Genomic DNA, 17,096 nt, shown 5'->3' with positions numbered 1-17,096 from the left:
TGTCAAGCTTGAAATCACGCGCCTCAAACCTTCCCGCGCTTCAAGCTATCGACGAATTCGTTGAAGTCGCCGGGGCTGCGGAAATCGCGGTAGACCGAGGCGTAGCGGACATAGGCGACGTGATCGAGCGTGAGCAGGGTTTCCATCACCAGCTCGCCGATCTTTTTGGTGGAGACTTCGTTCTCGCCGAGCGATTCGAGCTGCCGCACCACGCTGTTGACCACGTGTTCCAGCCGTTCTTCATCGACCGGGCGCTTGCGCAGCGCGATCTTCATCGAGCGCACGAGCTTGTCGCGCTCGAAGGCCTTTTTCTCGCCGTTGCTCTTGAGAACCGTGAGTTCGCGCAGCTGCACCCGCTCGAATGTCGTGAAGCGCGCGCCGCAACTGGAACAAAAACGCCGCCGCCTGATGGATGAGCCGTCGTCGGTCGGTCGGCTGTCCTTAACCTGGGTATCGTCGAAGCCGCAGAATGGACATTTCATTTTAAGCCCAAATTTTTACATATCCGGATAGATGGGATATTTGCGGCACAGATCCAAAACTTCGGCATAGACTTTTTTCTCGGTCGTGCCGTTATCGTCGGGATTTCGGGTCAGGCCGTCCAGAACATCGGCGATCAATTCGCCGACCCTGAAGAATTCGGCGACGCCGAAGCCGCGCGTCGTGCCCGCCGGGCTGCCGAGGCGAATGCCCGAAGTCGTCGCGGGAGGCAGCGGATCGAACGGAATGCCGTTCTTGTTGCAGGTGATGCCTGCATGCTCAAGCGACGTAGTGCTGATTTTGCCGTTCAGGTTTTTCTTGCGCAGATCGACCAGGATCAGATGGCTGTCGGTGCCGCCGGAAACCAGATCCAGCCCCGCCTTGGTCAGCGCCGCGCCCATCGCCTGGGCGTTTTCGATCACCGAGCGGGCATATTGGCTGAAAGCCGGATGCAGCGCTTCGCCGAACGCGACGGCCTTGGCGGCGATGACATGCATCAGCGGCCCGCCCTGCAAGCCGGGGAAAACGGCGGAATTGATTTTCTTGCCGAGATCGGCGTCCATCGACAGCACCATGCCGCCGCGCGGCCCGCGCAACGTCTTGTGCGTCGTCGTCGTCACGATATGGGCGTACATCAGTGGGCTGGGATAGGCGTTCCCGGCGACCAGGCCGGCGAAATGCGCCATGTCCACCATGAAAAAGGCGCCGACTTCGTCGGCGATTTGCCGGAACGCAGCGAAATCGATGGTGCGCGGATAAGCCGAGCCGCCCGCGATGATGAGTTTCGGCTTATGCTCGCGGGCGAGCTTGGCCACTTCGTCCATGTCGATGCGGTGATCGTCGGGACGCACGCCGTATTGCACGGCGTTAAACCATTTGCCCGACTGGCTGACCGATGCGCCATGGGTCAAATGGCCTCCTGCCGCCAGCGACATGCCCATGACCGTGTCGCCGGGCTTCAGCAGCGCCATGAACACCGCCTGATTGGCCTGCGCGCCGGAGTGCGGCTGGACGTTGGCGTAGTTGCAGCTGAACAGCTTGCAGGCCCGGTCGATGGCGAGCTGTTCCGCGATATCCACCTGTTCGCAGCCATTGTAATAGCGCTTGCCCGGATAGCCCTCGGCGTATTTGTTGGTCAGCACCGATCCCTGCGCTTCGAGAACCGCGCGCGAGACGATGTTTTCCGACGCGATCAGTTCGATCTGATTCTGCTGGCGGGCGAGCTCGCCGCGAACGGAGGCGAACACTTCCGGATCGGCCTCGGACAGCGGCGCTTTGAAAAAATCCTTCACGCCGGGAAATTCCTGATGCTGCACGCGGACATTCGTGGGGGTAGCCATTCCGATAAACTCCAAAAACAGGTTAGCTCGATTCACGCCATACTAATGCGGCTGCCCGGCAAAACCAATGGCGGGAGCTAAAGATTTCCTATAATCCACCCAAACCGCGCAATCTTGTTTCCCGGACGGCATAGCGCCCGCCCAGAAACTCGGTATTCAAAAAAGTTTCGAGGCAGTCGAACGCCACTTCCTTGCCGATGATATGGGCTCCCAGAGCCATGACATTCGCGTTATTATGCTCGCGGGCCATCCTGGCCGTCGTCGCATCATGCACCACGGCGGCAATGATGCTGGCATACCGATTGGCGACCATGGCGATTCCGTTGCCGGTGCCGCAGATCAAAACGCCCAGGGCAGGGGGAGCGTCACCGGAAAAGGCCCGCGCCATTTTGATCGCGTAATCGATTGAATCGCAACGATCTTCGCTGCTTGTGCCCAAATCGATGACTTGGTGGCCCAACTCCCTGGCCTTGGCGACCAGCAGTTCTTTAAGCGGAAAGCCGCGATGGTCGGCGGCGAAGGCGACGGTCTTACTGGTGGGCATCACGATCCTCTATGGTTTCCCGGCAGCAATAGCCGAAACGCCGCAGAATATCCAAGGCTTTTGCAACGGCTTGCATTGCCCGGAAACTTGGCCTATTTCGGTGGTTCATTATTCATATCCAGGGAAACAAGGCACATGACGCAGGTTCAGGAACTCGCATCGCAAGGCTTAAAGCGCGAGTTTAAGATTACGGTTGAATCCTCTGAAATTGAAAAGAATTTAGAGGAACGCTTGGTCCAAATCGGCAAAACCGTCAAATTGGACGGTTTTCGCCCCGGCAAGGTGCCGATGCCCGTCTTGCGTAAGCGCTATGGCGAAGCGGCGCGGGGAGAGGTGATCGAGAAAACCGTCAATGAGACGGCGGATAAGCTCATCAGCGAGCGCAGCCTGCGCCCCGCCATGCGTCCGAAGATCGAAATCGAGGACATCGATGCGAGCAAGCCTCTGGTTTATACCATGGCATTCGAGGTTCTGCCCGAGGTCAAGCTGACCGACGGGAAAAAAATCAGTCTGGAAAAGCTAACGGTTTCCGTGCCCGACAGCGAGGTCGAGACCATGCTTACGCGCATGGCCAAGGGCGCGCGCGGGCCGGAATCCCTGGCCGAGCCGCGTCCGGCGCAGACGGGCGACGTTCTGCTGATCGATTTCGAGGGCAGCTCCGAGGGCAAGCCGCATCCGGGGATGGCGGGCAAAAATCATCGCCTCGAGCTCGGCTCGAAATCCTTTATCGAAGGTTTCGAGGAGCAGCTTGCCGGACGGTCGAAAGGGGACGAAGTCACGGTCAAGGTGACATTCCCGGCCGCCTATCACGCCGCCGAACTCGCCGGAAAACCGGCGGAATTCAAGGTCACGGTCAAGGACATCATGGCCCATGCGCCGCTGACGCTCGATGACGAGCTGGCCAAGGAAATCGGCTTCGACAGCATCGACGCGCTGCGCTCCAAGATACGCGAAAGAATGCAGGCGGATTACGGCCAGATGACGCGCGACATCATGAAGCGTCAACTGCTCGACAGCCTTGCCGATATCTACGACTTCGCCGTGCCGGAAAGCATGGTCGAGGCGGAGTTCAAGGCTATCTGGAGCCAGCTGGAGGAAGAGCGCGAGCGTGGCACGGTCGCCGCGGAAGACGCGGCCAAGAGCGACGAAGAGCTTAAGGCCGAATACCAGGAAATCGCCGAACGCCGGGTGCGCCTCGGCTTGGTCTTGTCCGAAGTCGGCAAGCAGCAGAATATCAAGATCGAGCCGACGGAGCTGCGCGAGGCGCTAATTGCCGAAACCCGCAATTATCCCGGACAGGAAAAGCAGGTCTTCGATTATTTCACGAATACGCCGGGCGCTCTCGACCGTCTGCGCGCGCCGCTGCTCGAAGACAAAGCCGTCGACTACATGATCTCGCAGGCTTCCGTAACGGAAAAGCAGGTAACTCCCGAGGAACTGCGCGCCGCCCCGGACAAGCTTGACGAGAAGAAGCCGAAGAAGGGCAAAAAGAAGGTGGCGTAGCCGCCGACGACGTGACGATGATTAAACGCCTGACGGTCGATGATATCGAGGCTTTCCACGAATTGCGCGAGGAAGCCATAGCGTTGTATCCCGAATCTTTCGGTAGCCCTGAGGAAGAAGAAGGCGGAGAAGCGCGCGATGCCGCCTATCGGCGCTGGCTGAACGGTGAGATATTGGGCGCTTTCGAGGACGGCAATCTGGTCGGCGCCACAGGGTTTTATATACCCGCCGACGAGAAAGTGCAGAGTCATGGGCAGATATTCACCGTCTATGTCCGCGCTGCTTATCGAAAAAAGGGCATCGGCGACCGGCTGCTTAAAAGCATTCTTGATCTTGCCAAAAGCCGCGTCGACCAGGTGCGTCTTCGCGTCGTTCATACGGCTAAAGACGCGATTAAAACATATCTGCGCAACGGTTTTGAAATTTACGGCACTGAATCGCGTGCTGTTTCCATAGGCAATATTCATTATGACGAAATACTTATGGAGAAGAAATTAAAATGACGGGCAGGATAGGAATGAAAAGCAAATGGCAGGTAATGCGGGAATGACTGGGTAAGGAGGCAAAAATGTGCCATCTTGCCCTCCGCCGCGCTTCGTCCTAATCTAGGATTCTGAACCCTTGAAGGAGCTTGTCCGCTTATGCCTATCATCGAACGCGATCCCGTCGCCCAATATTACAATCAGCTTGTGCCGATGGTCGTCGAGCAAACCGCGCGCGGCGAGCGGGCGTATGACATCTATTCGCGGCTTCTCAAGGAGCGGATTATCTTCCTGCAGGGCCAGGTAGAAGACCATATATCGGGCCTGATCTGCGCCCAGCTTCTGTTCCTGGAATCGGAAAATCCGGCCAAGGAAATCTCGCTGTACATCAACTCGCCCGGCGGCATCGTCACCAGCGGCATGGCGATGTACGACACCATGCAATATATCAAGTCGCCGGTATCCACGGTATGCGTCGGGCAGGCGTGCTCGATGGGATCGCTGCTGCTTGCCGCGGGCGAGAAGGGCAAGCGTTTCTCCCTGCCCAACAGCCGGATCATGATTCACCAGCCTTCGGGCGGCGCGCAGGGTCAGGCAACCGATATCGAAATCCAGGCGCGCGAGATTCTCAAGCTGCGCGAACGGCTCAACCAGATCTACGTCAAGCACACCGGGCAAAAAGTCGACGTCATCGCATTGGCCGTCGAGCGCGACAACTTCATGTCCGCCGAGGAAGCCAAGACTTTCGGCCTCATCGATCAAGTGGTCGAGAAGCGCCCCGGCGGCGCCGAGCCGGAAGCGAAAGCCGCTTAATACGCTTGCTATTCCCCTAAAGAGGCGGTCATGCGGCGTCACGCGATCATGATCCGAATGGCCTGCGCTTCGCTGCTGCTTGCGGCGGGGTTGCTGCTGCCTGTCTTATCTTATTCCGTTGCCGCGGCATCTGAAACCGAGACCGGCAATGGCGTTCAAGAAGACGTCTCAGGGCTGATTGACGAGCTTGTGATCGCGTCCGGCCTGGATGTGAGTCTGAATGAGGCGGTCGATCTTCTGAAAGAAGGCGCGGCGAAAAATAAAAATACCCTTTCAGCGTTAGGACGGTCGCGCTTCGATGAAACCATGGCGGAGAAATTCGCCATGCCGAGAATCATGGCGTTGCTCAAGGATTCTCTTTACGGGAATAAGGATAAAGAGAAGCTTCAGGCCGCCCTGGACTGGTTCCGCAGCGATGTCGGCCGCAAAATCATCGATGCCGAAAAATATCTGTCGACTCCGGAAGGCCGCAAAAGAAGGGAACATTATCTGGCTTACGAGCCGGTATATCCCACCAGCGCCGACCGCCTCACGTTATTATACGAACTGGACCGGCTGAGCGGATCGTCCGAATTTGCGCAGCAAATGCTCAATGAGATACAGGCGGCTTTTTCCAGCAATATGGCTTTCTACAGGCCGGGGCAGGCGCGGCAGGACAAGATCGCCGCGACCACCGCCGATGCCAAAAGCAGGGTCAAGCAAAGAGGCATATTGACGATGACCCTGATGTATCACGAAATTTCAGACGAGGAACTGGCGCAGGGCGTGGCCTTTATGAGAACCGATGCAGGGCAGTATTGGAAAGATGCGGGCCTGCGGGCTATGAAGATCGTCCAGATAGATTTGAACAAAAAATACCTTGAAATGATAATGGAGTAGACCCATCTGATATAGATACCTCTCGCGTTATTGCACTGCAACCTCTAGGCGTTGACGAATACGAAGGCAGGTTTTTCTCGTATGGCAGCCAAAAGCTTCCCTGGTGACGGATTGTTTTCTTTAACAAACCTGTAACCAATTCCCGGCTAGGCTTGCCATATGGACAGACGGCTTTTGACTGGCTATCGTTCAGGGGAAGTTTAGGAGAAACAGGCACCCATCATGACCAAGTCGGCAGGCACGGACTCAAAGAATACGCTCTATTGCTCTTTCTGCGGCAAAAGCCAGCACGAAGTGCGCAAGCTCATTGCCGGGCCAACGGTATTCATCTGCGATGAATGCGTCGAGCTATGCATGGACATCATCCGCGAGGAGAGCAAGACCACGCTGGTCAAATCCCGCGACGGCGTGCCTTCTCCACGGGATATCAAGCAGGTGCTGGATGATTATGTCATCGGCCAGGATCACGCCAAGCGCGTGCTGTCGGTCGCGGTGCATAACCACTATAAGCGCCTGGCGCATGGCGCGAAGCAAGCTGACGTGGAATTGGCGAAATCCAATATTCTGCTGGTCGGACCGACCGGCAGCGGCAAGACGCTGCTGGCGCAAACCTTGGCCCGAATCATCGACGTGCCGTTCACGATGGCCGATGCCACGACTCTGACCGAGGCGGGCTATGTCGGCGAAGATGTCGAGAATATCATCCTGAAGCTGCTTCAGGCCGCCGATTATAATGTCGAACGCGCCCAGCGCGGCATCGTCTATATCGACGAAGTCGATAAAATCAGCCGCAAGTCCGATAATCCCTCGATCACGCGCGACGTGTCGGGCGAAGGCGTGCAGCAGGCCCTGCTGAAAATCATGGAAGGCACGGTCGCTTCCGTGCCGCCACAGGGCGGGCGCAAGCATCCGCAGCAGGAGTTCCTGCAGGTCGATACCACCAACATCCTGTTCATCTGCGGCGGTGCGTTCGCCGGGCTGGAGAAAATCATCTCCCAGCGCGGGCGCGGCTCATCCATCGGCTTCGGCGCCGACGTGCGCGGGCCGGAAGAGCGCCGCACCGGAGAGCTTTTGCAACAAACGGAACCGGACGATCTGCTGAAATTCGGACTGATCCCAGAATTCATCGGACGGCTGCCCGTCATCGCGACATTGGGCGATCTCGACGAAGCGGCGCTGGTCGATATCCTGACCAAGCCCAAGAATGCCATCGTCAAGCAGTATCAGCGCTTGTTCGAGATGGAAGATGTGCAGCTTGAAGTCACCGCCGACGCTTTGTCCGGCATCGCGCAGAAGGCTATAGCCCGCAAAACAGGGGCGCGCGGTCTTCGCTCGATCATGGAGCAAATTCTGCTTGAGCCTATGTTCGATATTCCCGGCCAGGAAGATGTCGAGAAAGTCATCGTCAACCGGGAAGTCGTCGAAGGCAAAGCCAAGCCGGTTTTCGTCCACGGGTCGGCGCGCGCCAAGGGCGCGGGCGCGACGGCTTAATAAGCTTCTTAATTAAGCAATCTTTGCTTCGGGCGCCGGTCGTTTCGGCGCATGGGAAGTCGTTGGTTTGGTAGGGCCGGTCGGGAACAATTCCGCGCTCGCCGGTTCGTGCTTGGCGATGATACGAAGCTTCTCTTTCCCACGGCTTTCGATCTGGCGAATTCTTTCCCGCGAAAGCTCATAGACGTCACCGATTTCTTGGAACGTGTACCCTTCGCCTTTATTGTCGAACCCAAACCGTTTGAGGATAACCCTTTTATCTATGCCATCCAATTTTTCCAGCACCCTCCGGGCGAGTTCGGCCCTTTGTTTTTCCTCTATGCCCGCATCGGGAGGCGATTTGTCGGACGCAAGCATGTCCCCGAAGCTTATGCTGTCCTTCTCGCCAACGGGGGCATCCAAGCTTAAAGGCTCGCCGATAGTAAGATAACGAAACTTGGCGACCTCTTCTGGTTTCATTTTCAATTTCGCCGCGACATCTTCATCCGTGGGGTCTACGCCCGTTTGATTGAACATGCTCCGTTCGGCTTCCTTGATTTTTTTAAATTTTTCCAGCGCATGCACCGGGTGGCGGATCGTTCTGCCGGTATTGTCGGCTCCCCGGCTGATATAATGCCTGATCCACCATGTGACATAGGTGGAAATCCTGTTGCCTAGCGTATGATCGAATACCTCGATGCCCTTGATCAGCCCGAGATTTCCGTCCTGGACACGGTCTATCAACGGCACGCTGGTCCGCCTGTATTTCTTCGCCACGCTGATCACCAGCCTGAGATTGCTCTTGACCATTTTGTCCTTGGCGGCATTTCTCTCGCGTTGCGCCTGGCGTAGCGCGGAAGAAGGCTTCAGTGCGGCAACCTCGTCCAAATCCTTATCCGCCGGCCTGAATGTGCCCAGTATCAGATCGGCCAATTGATCTTTTTTCTCTTCCAAAGCGGTAATGGTGGATCTCAGAGGTTTTTTTCCTGCCTGCCGTTCAAGATTCTTCAGGTGAACATCTAGTTTTGAAACAAGTCCCGCAGCATGTTCTATTTCTTCGGGGCTGCGGAATTTGCCGATGTCTTCATCGTCATCCGATTCATGGTCGGTTTCTTTTGGCACGTTGCTTTGAACAATGGTGCTGTAGAAATATTGAAGATTTTCGGCGCCTTCCGGCGTTGCCAAAATCTCTTTGACGACGTTCTTCCGTCCGTCGTGGATGCTCTGGGCAAGCTCCGACTCCGCTTCCCGAGTCAACAGATTGGCCTCCGCGTGGATTTCTTTTATATACGCCGACAAGGCGTCCGACGACGCGCGATATTCTTCCGATATGGCCTGCTTCGGCATATTTATGATCCTGGAGCTATATATTGAGTAACAAAATATCCAACAATGAGAGCATTATGCCGATTTTAGCATCGGCTGCAAATGCCGAAATAGTTTCACGCTAAGATTACCGCCATGGGTTGCCGTTGAATGGCGGGGCTATTACCCTGCTTGCAGAATTTGATTATGTTTGACGCGGCCCGCCGGGCGGCTCGGCGCATGAAGCCTGTTTTTGTCATGTTGAACGGGCTTATGAGGACGCGCCTTGCCGGTATCGCTCGTGACGGATACCGCATCTTCCCGAGGCACGACCAGAAGTTCCGAAGCGGCCAGAAGGCTAACCAGAGAACTCCGAAGAACAAACGGCACTTCGGGAAGCGTCCCAGTCTCCGTTATGTTCCGCGCCTTTAATAACGCAGGAGTCGTATGCTGGCTTGCTCCAGATTCTTTGTCGTTTCTTTGCGTTTCAGAACCGGCTGCTGGCACGGGAAGTGAGACAATTCTGGGAGCCTTATCGGCAATTTCCTGAATTTGCTGAGGAGATTCCCAGAACGGCTGCGCCGCCGGCACACTAGCCGGTTCGGCTTTCTGCTGCGCGGCGGCCATGGCAACAAATGAGCCCCGAAGAGCGAAATCCGGCATTTCATCGGCAGGGCTGACCGGCATGACGGTTGCGGCATTCGCACCGGCAGATGGGGAACTATAATATTCTGGAACGCCCCGCAGGATTGCATCGGCGGCTTCGTGGACGGTGTCCATATAGTTCAGAATTTCATCGACGGATTCACGGGCGGCATCTACATAGAGACCCCGTACGCTTGATTGCGCGGCGCGCGCATACTTGCGAACCTCATTGGCTTGTTCCGGGCGATCCTTGGCTATCACAGTCAAATGCTTCAACGCGGCTTGGCGAACATCCGCGTCGATATCGTGAAGGGCAGTTTTCGCAACCACCCGTATCAACGTCGCGTTAACAGCGGCCTTCCGGTTTTTGGCGAGGACCGCGCCCGTTTCCTGGGTGGCTGCCCGGACTTCCCAATCCTTGTCTTCCATTGTCTTGTATAGGAGTGAGCTTATCTGCGTGCCGAATGAAGGGCATTTCTCGGCCATAACCGCGAGGACGCGTTGGGCATCAAGGCGAATATCCGCGTCCCTAGAAATCGCGGCAGATTCCACGATATCAAAAACGATCTGAGCATGATCGGGACGTCTTTCGAGAGCGGCTCCAAGCACCTGACGAGCGGCGGCGCGAACATGCCTGTCTTCTTCCTTGATGGCGCGCCTGGCAAAGACCCGAACCATGGATTCAGTGGCGGCTTGAGGGGCATTCGCCAGCGTGACTGCAAGAGCTTGCATGAAAAGTTCAGGCTGCTTGCATGGATGATCCATGACGACATCGACCAGCATGGCGGCCTCGCGCGGCGAAGCGTTGTTCCCTATGGCGCCAAGTATTCGCAGCGCAGACGAACGAATGGATTTGTCGGCGTCCCCTACAGCAGCGCCTATAAGCGGCGCGGCAATATACCGGCTAACGGGATAATGAAGTCGCCCATCATCCGGGCCCAGGCCGCTGAGATTCTCCAAAACCTGCAGGGAGGCTTGGCGTATATGCATGTTCTTCTGCTGGTTGGTGCCATCTACCGCCAAGTCTTCGGCAGCGTAGCCGTTCGAGGGGCTAAGGGTTTGAGGGCATTTCCTGGAGACCACTTCCAAGCATTGATATGCTGCGATGCAGGTATCCTCATCGAGAGGATTGCGAACGATAGCTTTCATGCCATTCACATGATCGCTCGTGATGAGATCGGGTCGAACCTCCGCGACGTTCGTAAAAATACGCAGCGCCTCCATGCGCACGAGCCGGGGAAGTCCTCTACCCCCTTTCCCTGATACGCTATCTCTGGCGATATTGACGACATCCCGGACAAACGCTTCGTCGACAGTGCCGGAAGCGAGGGCGGTTTTACTCATATCATGGAGAAGGTCGACCTGTTCCCGAGTCGAGCGTTTTTTAAGAGTGTCTAAAATGACATGTCCGCCAGCAGCTTGCATGGGTCTGACCTCAAAAATACGAATGCAGGATATAACGATTCATCGAAATAATAATAGAAATTATAACAATAATTGGGTTTTTAATATCAAAAAATTCATAGAATTAGTTTCTATTGGAATTAGGGAACATAACCACTCTCGATCAAGCGTTCAGGTCACAATCTGTGGTAGCGGAGCCGTTCAGGTTAACCCTTAAACAACGCTACCAAAATCTACTGAAAGGTCTATCTTGTTGACCCATGAGGCCGGTTTTTCTATGGGCCTTTGGGAACAGTCAAAATCCACCGGATACAACCATGAACCTGCCGCAAACTTCATTCCTCACCGGCGCGAACGCCGGTTTTGTCGCCGAGCTTTATGCCCGCTATCGCCAAAATCCATCGGCGGTGGACCCAAGCTGGACGGCGTTCTTTAACGAATTGAATGATGACGAGCGCTCTATACTGAACGATATGCGGGGCGCTTCATGGGCGCCCGCCGCGACGGCCACGATCGTCGGCAACGGAGCCATCGACGACGGCAAGCCGTCGAAGCCCCTTTCCGCCAAAGCGGACAAAGCCCCGCAGACTCCTGCTGCCACTGCCGCCACGCCGTCCTTCGAGCAATTGAAGCAAGCAACGCTCGACAGCATCCGCGCCATCCGGCTCGTGCATGTTCATCGCGTGCGCGGCCATCTGGCGGCCACGCTTGACCCGCTGGGCCTTATGCAACGCGAGCCTCAGCCGGAGCTCGACCCCCGCACCTATGGCTTTGCCGAAGCCGACATGGATCGCCCGATTTTCATCGACGGGCTTCTGGGCATGGAGAAGGCTAGCATCCGCCAGATCATGGCCGTGCTGCAAACCGCCTATTGCGGAACGATCGGCGTCGAATTCGCCCATATCCAGAGCCCGGCGGAAAAAGCCTGGCTGCAATCGCGCATCGAAGGCAGCGCAGCCGCGGGGATCGATAAGGCCGCCAAAAAGAAATTGCTGGAGCGCCTGACGGCGGGCGAGGGATTCGAGAGATTCCTGCAAATTAAATTTACTGGCGTGAAGCGTTTCGGCCTCGAAGGCGGCGAAACCATGATTCCGGCCCTGGAGACGATGATCGAGCGCGGTGCCGCGCTGGGGCTGAAGGAAGTCGTGATCGGCATGGCGCATCGCGGACGGCTGAACGTCCTCACCAACATCCTGCGCAAGCCTTTTACCGCCATGTTCGCGGAGTTCCAGGGTACGCCGTCTTCCCCGACCAGCGTCCAGGGTTCCGGCGACGTGAAATACCATCTCGGCACCTCGACCGACCGCGAATTCGGCGGCAAGATGGTGCATCTGACCATGAACGCCAATCCTTCGCATCTGGAATGGGTCGATCCCATCGTCGTCGGACGGGTGCGCGCCAAACAGCAGCAATATTCCGGCAGCCACAGAACGTCGGACGACGCACGCGATCAGGTCGTGGCGCTATTAATCCATGGCGACGCCGCGTTCGCGGGGCAGGGGGTCATCGCCGAAACGCTGATGCTGTCCGAGTTGCTGGGATATCGCACCGGAGGCACGCTGCATTTCGTCATCAATAACCAGGTCGGCTTCACGACCAGCCCGCAATATGCCCGCTCCGGCGTTTATTGCACCGACGTCGCCAAGATGATCCAGGCGCCAATTTTCCACGTCAATGGCGACGATGTCGAAGCCGTGGCGCGCTGCGCGCAATGGGCGATGGAATACCGCCAGCAATTCCATCGCGATGTCGTCATCGACATGGTCTGCTATCGCCGCCACGGCCATAACGAAGGCGACGAGCCGGCCTTTACCCAGCCGCTGATGTATGCCGCGATCAAGCAGCAGCCGACGACCCGCGAAGTCTACGGCAAAAAACTGGTGGCAGAAGGCAGCTTCTCCGAGGCCGAGGTCGAGGAGATCAACCGCGCTTTCCTCGCCCAGCTGGAGCAGGATTTCCAGGCCGCCAGCGGCTATAAGCCCAACAAGGCCGACTGGCTCGAAGGCAAATGGCTCGGCCTCGAAGCCGCCGGCCAGGAAGACGGCGGCACGGGCGTCGCGCCTGAATTATTGCGCGAAGTCGGCCTCGCCTTGGCCAAAGTCCCGGAAAATTTCAATATCAATCCCAAGATCGCCAAGCAGCTCGAAGCCAAGAAAGCCATGATCGAAACCGGCGAGGGCGTCGACTGGGCGACGGCGGAGGCGTTGGCTTTCGGCACGTTGCTGGCGGAAGATACGCCCGTGCGCCTTTCCGGGCAGGATGTCGGGCGCGGCACATTCTCGCAGCGCCATGCGACTCTCTACGATCAGACCAATGAAAATCGCTACCGGCCTTTGTCGAACATCCGCCCGGATCAGGCGACGTTCGAGGTGCATGACAGCCCCTTGTCCGAAGCGGCGGTGCTGGGGTTCGATTACGGCTTCTCGCTGGCCGAGCCTCATGCCCTGGTTTGCTGGGAGGCGCAGTTCGGCGATTTCGTCAATACCGCGCAGGTCATCATCGACCAGTTCATCGCCTCGTCGGAATCGAAATGGCTGCGCATGTCGGGCATTACGATGCTGCTGCCGCACGGCCATGAAGGGCAGGGGCCCGAGCATAGCTCATGCCGCGTCGAGCGTTTCCTGCAATTATGCGCCGAAGACAATCTCCAAGTGGCGAATTGCACGACGCCCGCGAATTATTTCCACGCCTTGCGCCGCCAGATACGCCGCAAGTTCCGCAAGCCGCTTATCCTCGCCACGCCGAAATCCCTGCTTCGGCATAAGTCATGCGTCTCCAAACTGGCGGATTTTGGGCCGGGCACGGCTTTCCGGCAGGTTATCGGCGAGACGGCGGCGAATTTGCGTCCCGACGCCAAAATCCGCCGCGCCGTGATCTGCAGCGGCAAGGTCTATTACGATCTGCTCGAAGCGCGGGAGAAGCAGGGCCTTGACGATGTGGCGATCCTGCGGCTCGAACAGTTCTATCCTTTCCCGCACAAGCTGCTCGCCAAAGAACTGTCGCGTTACCTTAACGCCGAAATCATCTGGTGCCAGGAAGAGCCGGAAAATCAGGGCGCCTGGACTTTCGTTGATCGCCGCATCGAAGCCGTGCTCACCGAATTGCGCGGCAAGACCAAGCGTCCGGGCTATATCGGCCGTCCCGCGGCAGCCGCGCCCGCCACCGGCTCGCTCAAGCGCCATACCAAGGAGCAGGAAGAGCTGATCGCGGCGGCGCTCGGCATGGAGCAAAAGGCCGTCGGCGTAAAAGCCGTGGCGGGGTAGAAACCTATGGCCAAAACAAGAAGACACACCAAATTGCTTGCGGCCCATGAGATCATCAAGGCGGGCCGCGCGCCGAGCCATGTGGAATTGTGGAAGGCGGAGGGCGTTTCGGTGGAGGACTTGTTCCGCCTCGTGGATTGGTCGCTGACCAAGTCGCTCAACGCTTCCCAACTGGCTGTCCAAGACGATTTTGCCGTGGCGCTCGCGGGCTGCGAGACGATAAAAAATCTATGGTGGCTCGATCTCGCGGGTAATTCCGGCATCGCGCGCGATGGCGTGCGCGCCATTGCCGAAGGCGTGCAACAAGGCCGCCTGCCTAAGCTCGAATGGATGAATCTAATCGGCACGGAATATGATGCGACGCCCTATATCGACGGAAGCTATTGGCGAATGACACGAAATGCCGAGAGCCTCACGGAAGAATTCGGCGCTCAAGCATGGATGATGCTTGGCTCGCGCCAGCCGGAACTGTCGGGGCGGGAGCCGCTTCGGCCGCTGGAGCGGCGTTTGCCTCCCGACCGATTTAAGTTCGGTTAACCAAAACTTCCGGATTATTTTTGCCGTGGAGCGTGATATGCATGCTCCATGCATCGCCATCGAACAGTCCGCATCGATACGCCCGGGGATGTCGCCAGCCTGGTCGCGCATGGGGGCATGCAAGCCGCCATCATGACGGCCGTCGCCGTCTATGCGGCTTCGCCGATAGAAACGACTGCGGCGCTGCTGGTTTCCGTTCTGTCGTATTATTTCTCTCCCTTCGGCGATAAAGAGCCGGAATCGTCGGCTTCTCCATCCGCGACAGACAAAGAAAAAAAGACTGGTTCCGATCATCTCGCTGAAACCCAGCGCGAGCTTTCCGGGTTTAGGCATTTATACTCGACAGCTTTAGGCGTTAAAAAGAAGCCCGCCCTGATTATCGAGGATAACGATATCAACGGCCCCGCCGAAGCTGATATCGACATGGAGCAAAAGCCGTCCGTTATCCGGATTACGACCTCCCTGCTGAACGTATTAAATGTCAAGGAAAAGGGTGTCGTGGTAGCTCATGAAGTCGCTCATTTGGCCGCCAAGCACGAATACAAACGCGCCGCCCTGGTGATGCTCGGATCGACGGCAACCGCGAACGCCGCGATCGATCTCTATGCCAATCTCTTCAACTCCAAGGGGATTGTTGCGCTTGGCGTGGGAGCGGTCGGTTTTTATCTCGTTGCCGGAGCGGCCAATAACAATTTCATCACCATGCAGGATGCAAGGCGCTTCGTGAAACATATAAAACATGTCGCTTTGCCGTCATCGATGGCCTTGGCTACCGGAACGGGTTTGATGATGAAGGTACCGGGATCGGGCAAAGCACTGGCGGTATCGGCGCTGGTCTATAGCGCCACCAAACTTTTCGACGCCAGCTTTTCAAGATCCGCTGAACGGCAGGCGGACCGGATCGCGGGCGAGGTCAGCAAAGAGCCATGGTCGCTATCCTCCGCATTGCTGAAAATGCGTCAGCATAACGACCAAATCAGCCGCGAACGCGGAGGCAAGAAGCGCTCCGGAATCCTTCACGCCTTCAAAAGAGCTAAAGAAATCATATTCGCCACCCATCCGGGAGAGGACCGGCGAAGCCGCCATTTGGGCAAAATCGCCGCGCGGCTCGATGTTCCCGGCCCCGATTAATAAGGAATATTCCCGCTTTCGCCCGGACGACGGAATTGTTAGACTGAGTCGATCCTTAATCCTTCCAAAGATATCATCATGACCACGCAAATCCTCGTTCCGACCATGGGCGAATCCGTCACCGAAGCCACCGTCGCCAAATGGCTGAAAAATGTCGGCGATGCCGTAAAGGCCGACGAACCTCTGGTCGAGCTGGAAACCGATAAGGTGACGCTTGAAGTGAATGCCGCAAAAGCAGGCGTTATCACGGAAATCAAGGCTCCGGCTGGCAGCAATGTCGGCGTCGGGGCGCTTCTCGGAATCATCGATGAAAGCGCGTCCGCCTCAGCCGACGCGGCCAAGCCCGCGCCTGTCGCCGCCGCCGCTGCGCCTGCCCCGGCTGTATCGGCGGCTCCTACCGCTCCCGTCCTCATGCCCGCCGCGCGCAAGCTGGCCGATGAAAAAGGCGTCGATCCCGCGCAAGTGGCGGGAACGGGCCGCGATGGCCGCATTCTGAAAGAGGATGTCGCCGCTTATGCGCCGCCTTCCGCTCCGGCAGCGAAGGCAGCGCCTCCGGCCGCCAAAGCGCCTGCCGCGCCGTCCGGGCCGCGCTCGCGCGCCGATCTTGAGGAACGCGTCCGCATGACGCGTCTGCGCCAGCGCATCGCCGAACGCCTCAAAGAGGCGCAGAACACCGCCGCGATGCTCACGACATTCAACGAAATCGACATGAGCAACGTCATCGCGCTGCGCAACCAGCATAAGGAAAGCTTCGAGAAGAAGCACGGCGTGAAGCTGGGCTTCATGAGCTTCTTCATCAAGGCATGCATCGTCGCGCTCAAGGAATTGCCCGCGGTCAATGCCGAAATCGACGGCGAAGACCTGGTCTACAAGAATTACTACGATATCGGCGTCGCGGTCGGCACGCCGCAAGGACTGGTGGTTCCGGTCGTACGCGACGCGGACAAGCTAAGCTTCGCGGGGGTGGAAAAAACCATCGGCGAGCTTGGCGGCAAGGCCCGCGACGGCAAGCTGAGCATTCCCGAACTGACCGGCGGCACTTTCACCATCACCAATGGCGGCATCTATGGCTCGCTGATGAGCACGCCGATTTTGAATCCGCCGCAATCCGGCATTCTGGGGATGCATGCTACCAAGGAACGTCCCATCGCCGTCAACGGCAAGGTTGAAATCCGGCCAATGATGTATGTCGCGCTATCCTACGATCATCGCGTCATCGACGGCCGCGAAGCCGTGACCTTCCTCGTCCGCGTCAAGGATTGCATCGAAAATCCGGAACGTATTTTGCTGGATGTATAAG

The 17,096-nt window shown here is 57.4% G+C and carries 14 protein-coding genes; 9 read left to right on the top strand and 5 right to left on the bottom strand.

The window, feature by feature from the left end:
• Positions 1-23: 23 nt before the first annotated feature.
• The 3 genes from nrdR to WDO70_10570 all read right to left on the bottom strand — a co-directional run bounded on the left by nrdR (position 24) and on the right by WDO70_10570 (position 2,364).
• Complete coding sequence (nrdR, locus tag WDO70_10580) at positions 24-482, bottom strand: transcriptional regulator NrdR (GenBank protein MEJ0063614.1); 459 nt, start codon at positions 480-482, stop codon at positions 24-26.
• 15 nt (positions 483-497) lie between these two features.
• A complete protein-coding gene (gene glyA, locus WDO70_10575; protein MEJ0063613.1) occupies positions 498-1,820 on the bottom strand; it encodes a serine hydroxymethyltransferase in 1,323 nt (440 codons plus the stop codon).
• Between the two features lie 88 nt (positions 1,821-1,908).
• Positions 1,909-2,364 carry an RpiB/LacA/LacB family sugar-phosphate isomerase gene (locus tag WDO70_10570; protein ID MEJ0063612.1) on the bottom strand — a complete coding sequence of 152 codons (456 nt, stop codon included), beginning with the start codon at positions 2,362-2,364 and terminating at the stop codon, positions 1,909-1,911.
• 135 nt (positions 2,365-2,499) lie between these two features.
• On the opposite strand from WDO70_10570, the gene tig reads away from it, so the two are divergent.
• The 5 genes from tig (at position 2,500) to clpX (ending at position 7,532) form a co-directional block, all read left to right on the top strand.
• A complete protein-coding gene (gene tig, locus WDO70_10565) occupies positions 2,500-3,867 on the top strand; it encodes a trigger factor (GenBank protein ID MEJ0063611.1) in 1,368 nt (455 codons plus the stop codon).
• A 17-nt stretch (positions 3,868-3,884) separates the two neighbouring features.
• Positions 3,885-4,370 (top strand): GNAT family N-acetyltransferase, encoded by a 486-nt coding sequence (locus WDO70_10560; protein ID MEJ0063610.1) that lies wholly within the window; start codon positions 3,885-3,887, stop codon positions 4,368-4,370.
• A gap of 138 nt (positions 4,371-4,508) precedes the next feature.
• Positions 4,509-5,162 (top strand): ATP-dependent Clp endopeptidase proteolytic subunit ClpP, encoded by a 654-nt coding sequence (gene clpP / locus WDO70_10555; GenBank protein ID MEJ0063609.1) that lies wholly within the window; start codon positions 4,509-4,511, stop codon positions 5,160-5,162.
• A gap of 30 nt (positions 5,163-5,192) precedes the next feature.
• Positions 5,193-6,041, top strand: coding sequence for a hypothetical protein (locus tag WDO70_10550; protein ID MEJ0063608.1), 849 nt, complete (start codon positions 5,193-5,195; stop codon positions 6,039-6,041).
• A gap of 222 nt (positions 6,042-6,263) precedes the next feature.
• A complete protein-coding gene (clpX, locus tag WDO70_10545) occupies positions 6,264-7,532 on the top strand; it encodes an ATP-dependent Clp protease ATP-binding subunit ClpX (protein MEJ0063607.1) in 1,269 nt (422 codons plus the stop codon).
• A 12-nt stretch (positions 7,533-7,544) separates the two neighbouring features.
• Here the strand turns inward: clpX and WDO70_10540 are convergent, their stop codons facing one another.
• Both WDO70_10540 and WDO70_10535 read right to left on the bottom strand, forming a co-directional pair.
• The gene (locus WDO70_10540) at positions 7,545-8,858 is read right to left on the bottom strand and encodes a sigma-70 family RNA polymerase sigma factor (protein MEJ0063606.1); all 1,314 of its coding nucleotides are present in this window, start codon (positions 8,856-8,858) and stop codon (positions 7,545-7,547) included.
• Positions 8,859-8,999: 141 nt separating this feature from the next.
• Positions 9,000-10,886, bottom strand: a complete 1,887-nt coding sequence (locus WDO70_10535) for a hypothetical protein (GenBank protein ID MEJ0063605.1) — start codon at positions 10,884-10,886, stop codon at positions 9,000-9,002.
• A gap of 296 nt (positions 10,887-11,182) precedes the next feature.
• Between WDO70_10535 and WDO70_10530 the strand changes: the two genes are divergently transcribed.
• The 4 genes from WDO70_10530 (at position 11,183) to odhB (ending at position 17,095) form a co-directional block, all read left to right on the top strand.
• Positions 11,183-14,128: a 2-oxoglutarate dehydrogenase E1 component gene (locus WDO70_10530; protein MEJ0063604.1), complete on the top strand. Its 2,946-nt coding sequence runs from the start codon at positions 11,183-11,185 to the stop codon at positions 14,126-14,128.
• A gap of 6 nt (positions 14,129-14,134) precedes the next feature.
• Positions 14,135-14,665, top strand: a complete 531-nt coding sequence (locus WDO70_10525) for a hypothetical protein (GenBank protein ID MEJ0063603.1) — start codon at positions 14,135-14,137, stop codon at positions 14,663-14,665.
• A gap of 48 nt (positions 14,666-14,713) precedes the next feature.
• Positions 14,714-15,796 carry a M48 family metalloprotease gene (locus WDO70_10520; protein ID MEJ0063602.1) on the top strand — a complete coding sequence of 361 codons (1,083 nt, stop codon included), beginning with the start codon at positions 14,714-14,716 and terminating at the stop codon, positions 15,794-15,796.
• A 78-nt stretch (positions 15,797-15,874) separates the two neighbouring features.
• On the top strand, positions 15,875-17,095 hold the full coding sequence (odhB, locus tag WDO70_10515) for a 2-oxoglutarate dehydrogenase complex dihydrolipoyllysine-residue succinyltransferase (GenBank protein MEJ0063601.1): 1,221 nt from the start codon (positions 15,875-15,877) through the stop codon (positions 17,093-17,095).
• The last annotated feature ends 1 nt before the right edge of the window (position 17,096 follow it).

This window comes from Alphaproteobacteria bacterium, from assembly GCA_037200005.1.
In the GTDB taxonomy this organism is placed as follows: Bacteria; Pseudomonadota; Alphaproteobacteria; order UBA9219; family RFNS01; genus JBBCGY01.
This window is presented reverse-complemented; position numbering and strand designations above follow the sequence as displayed.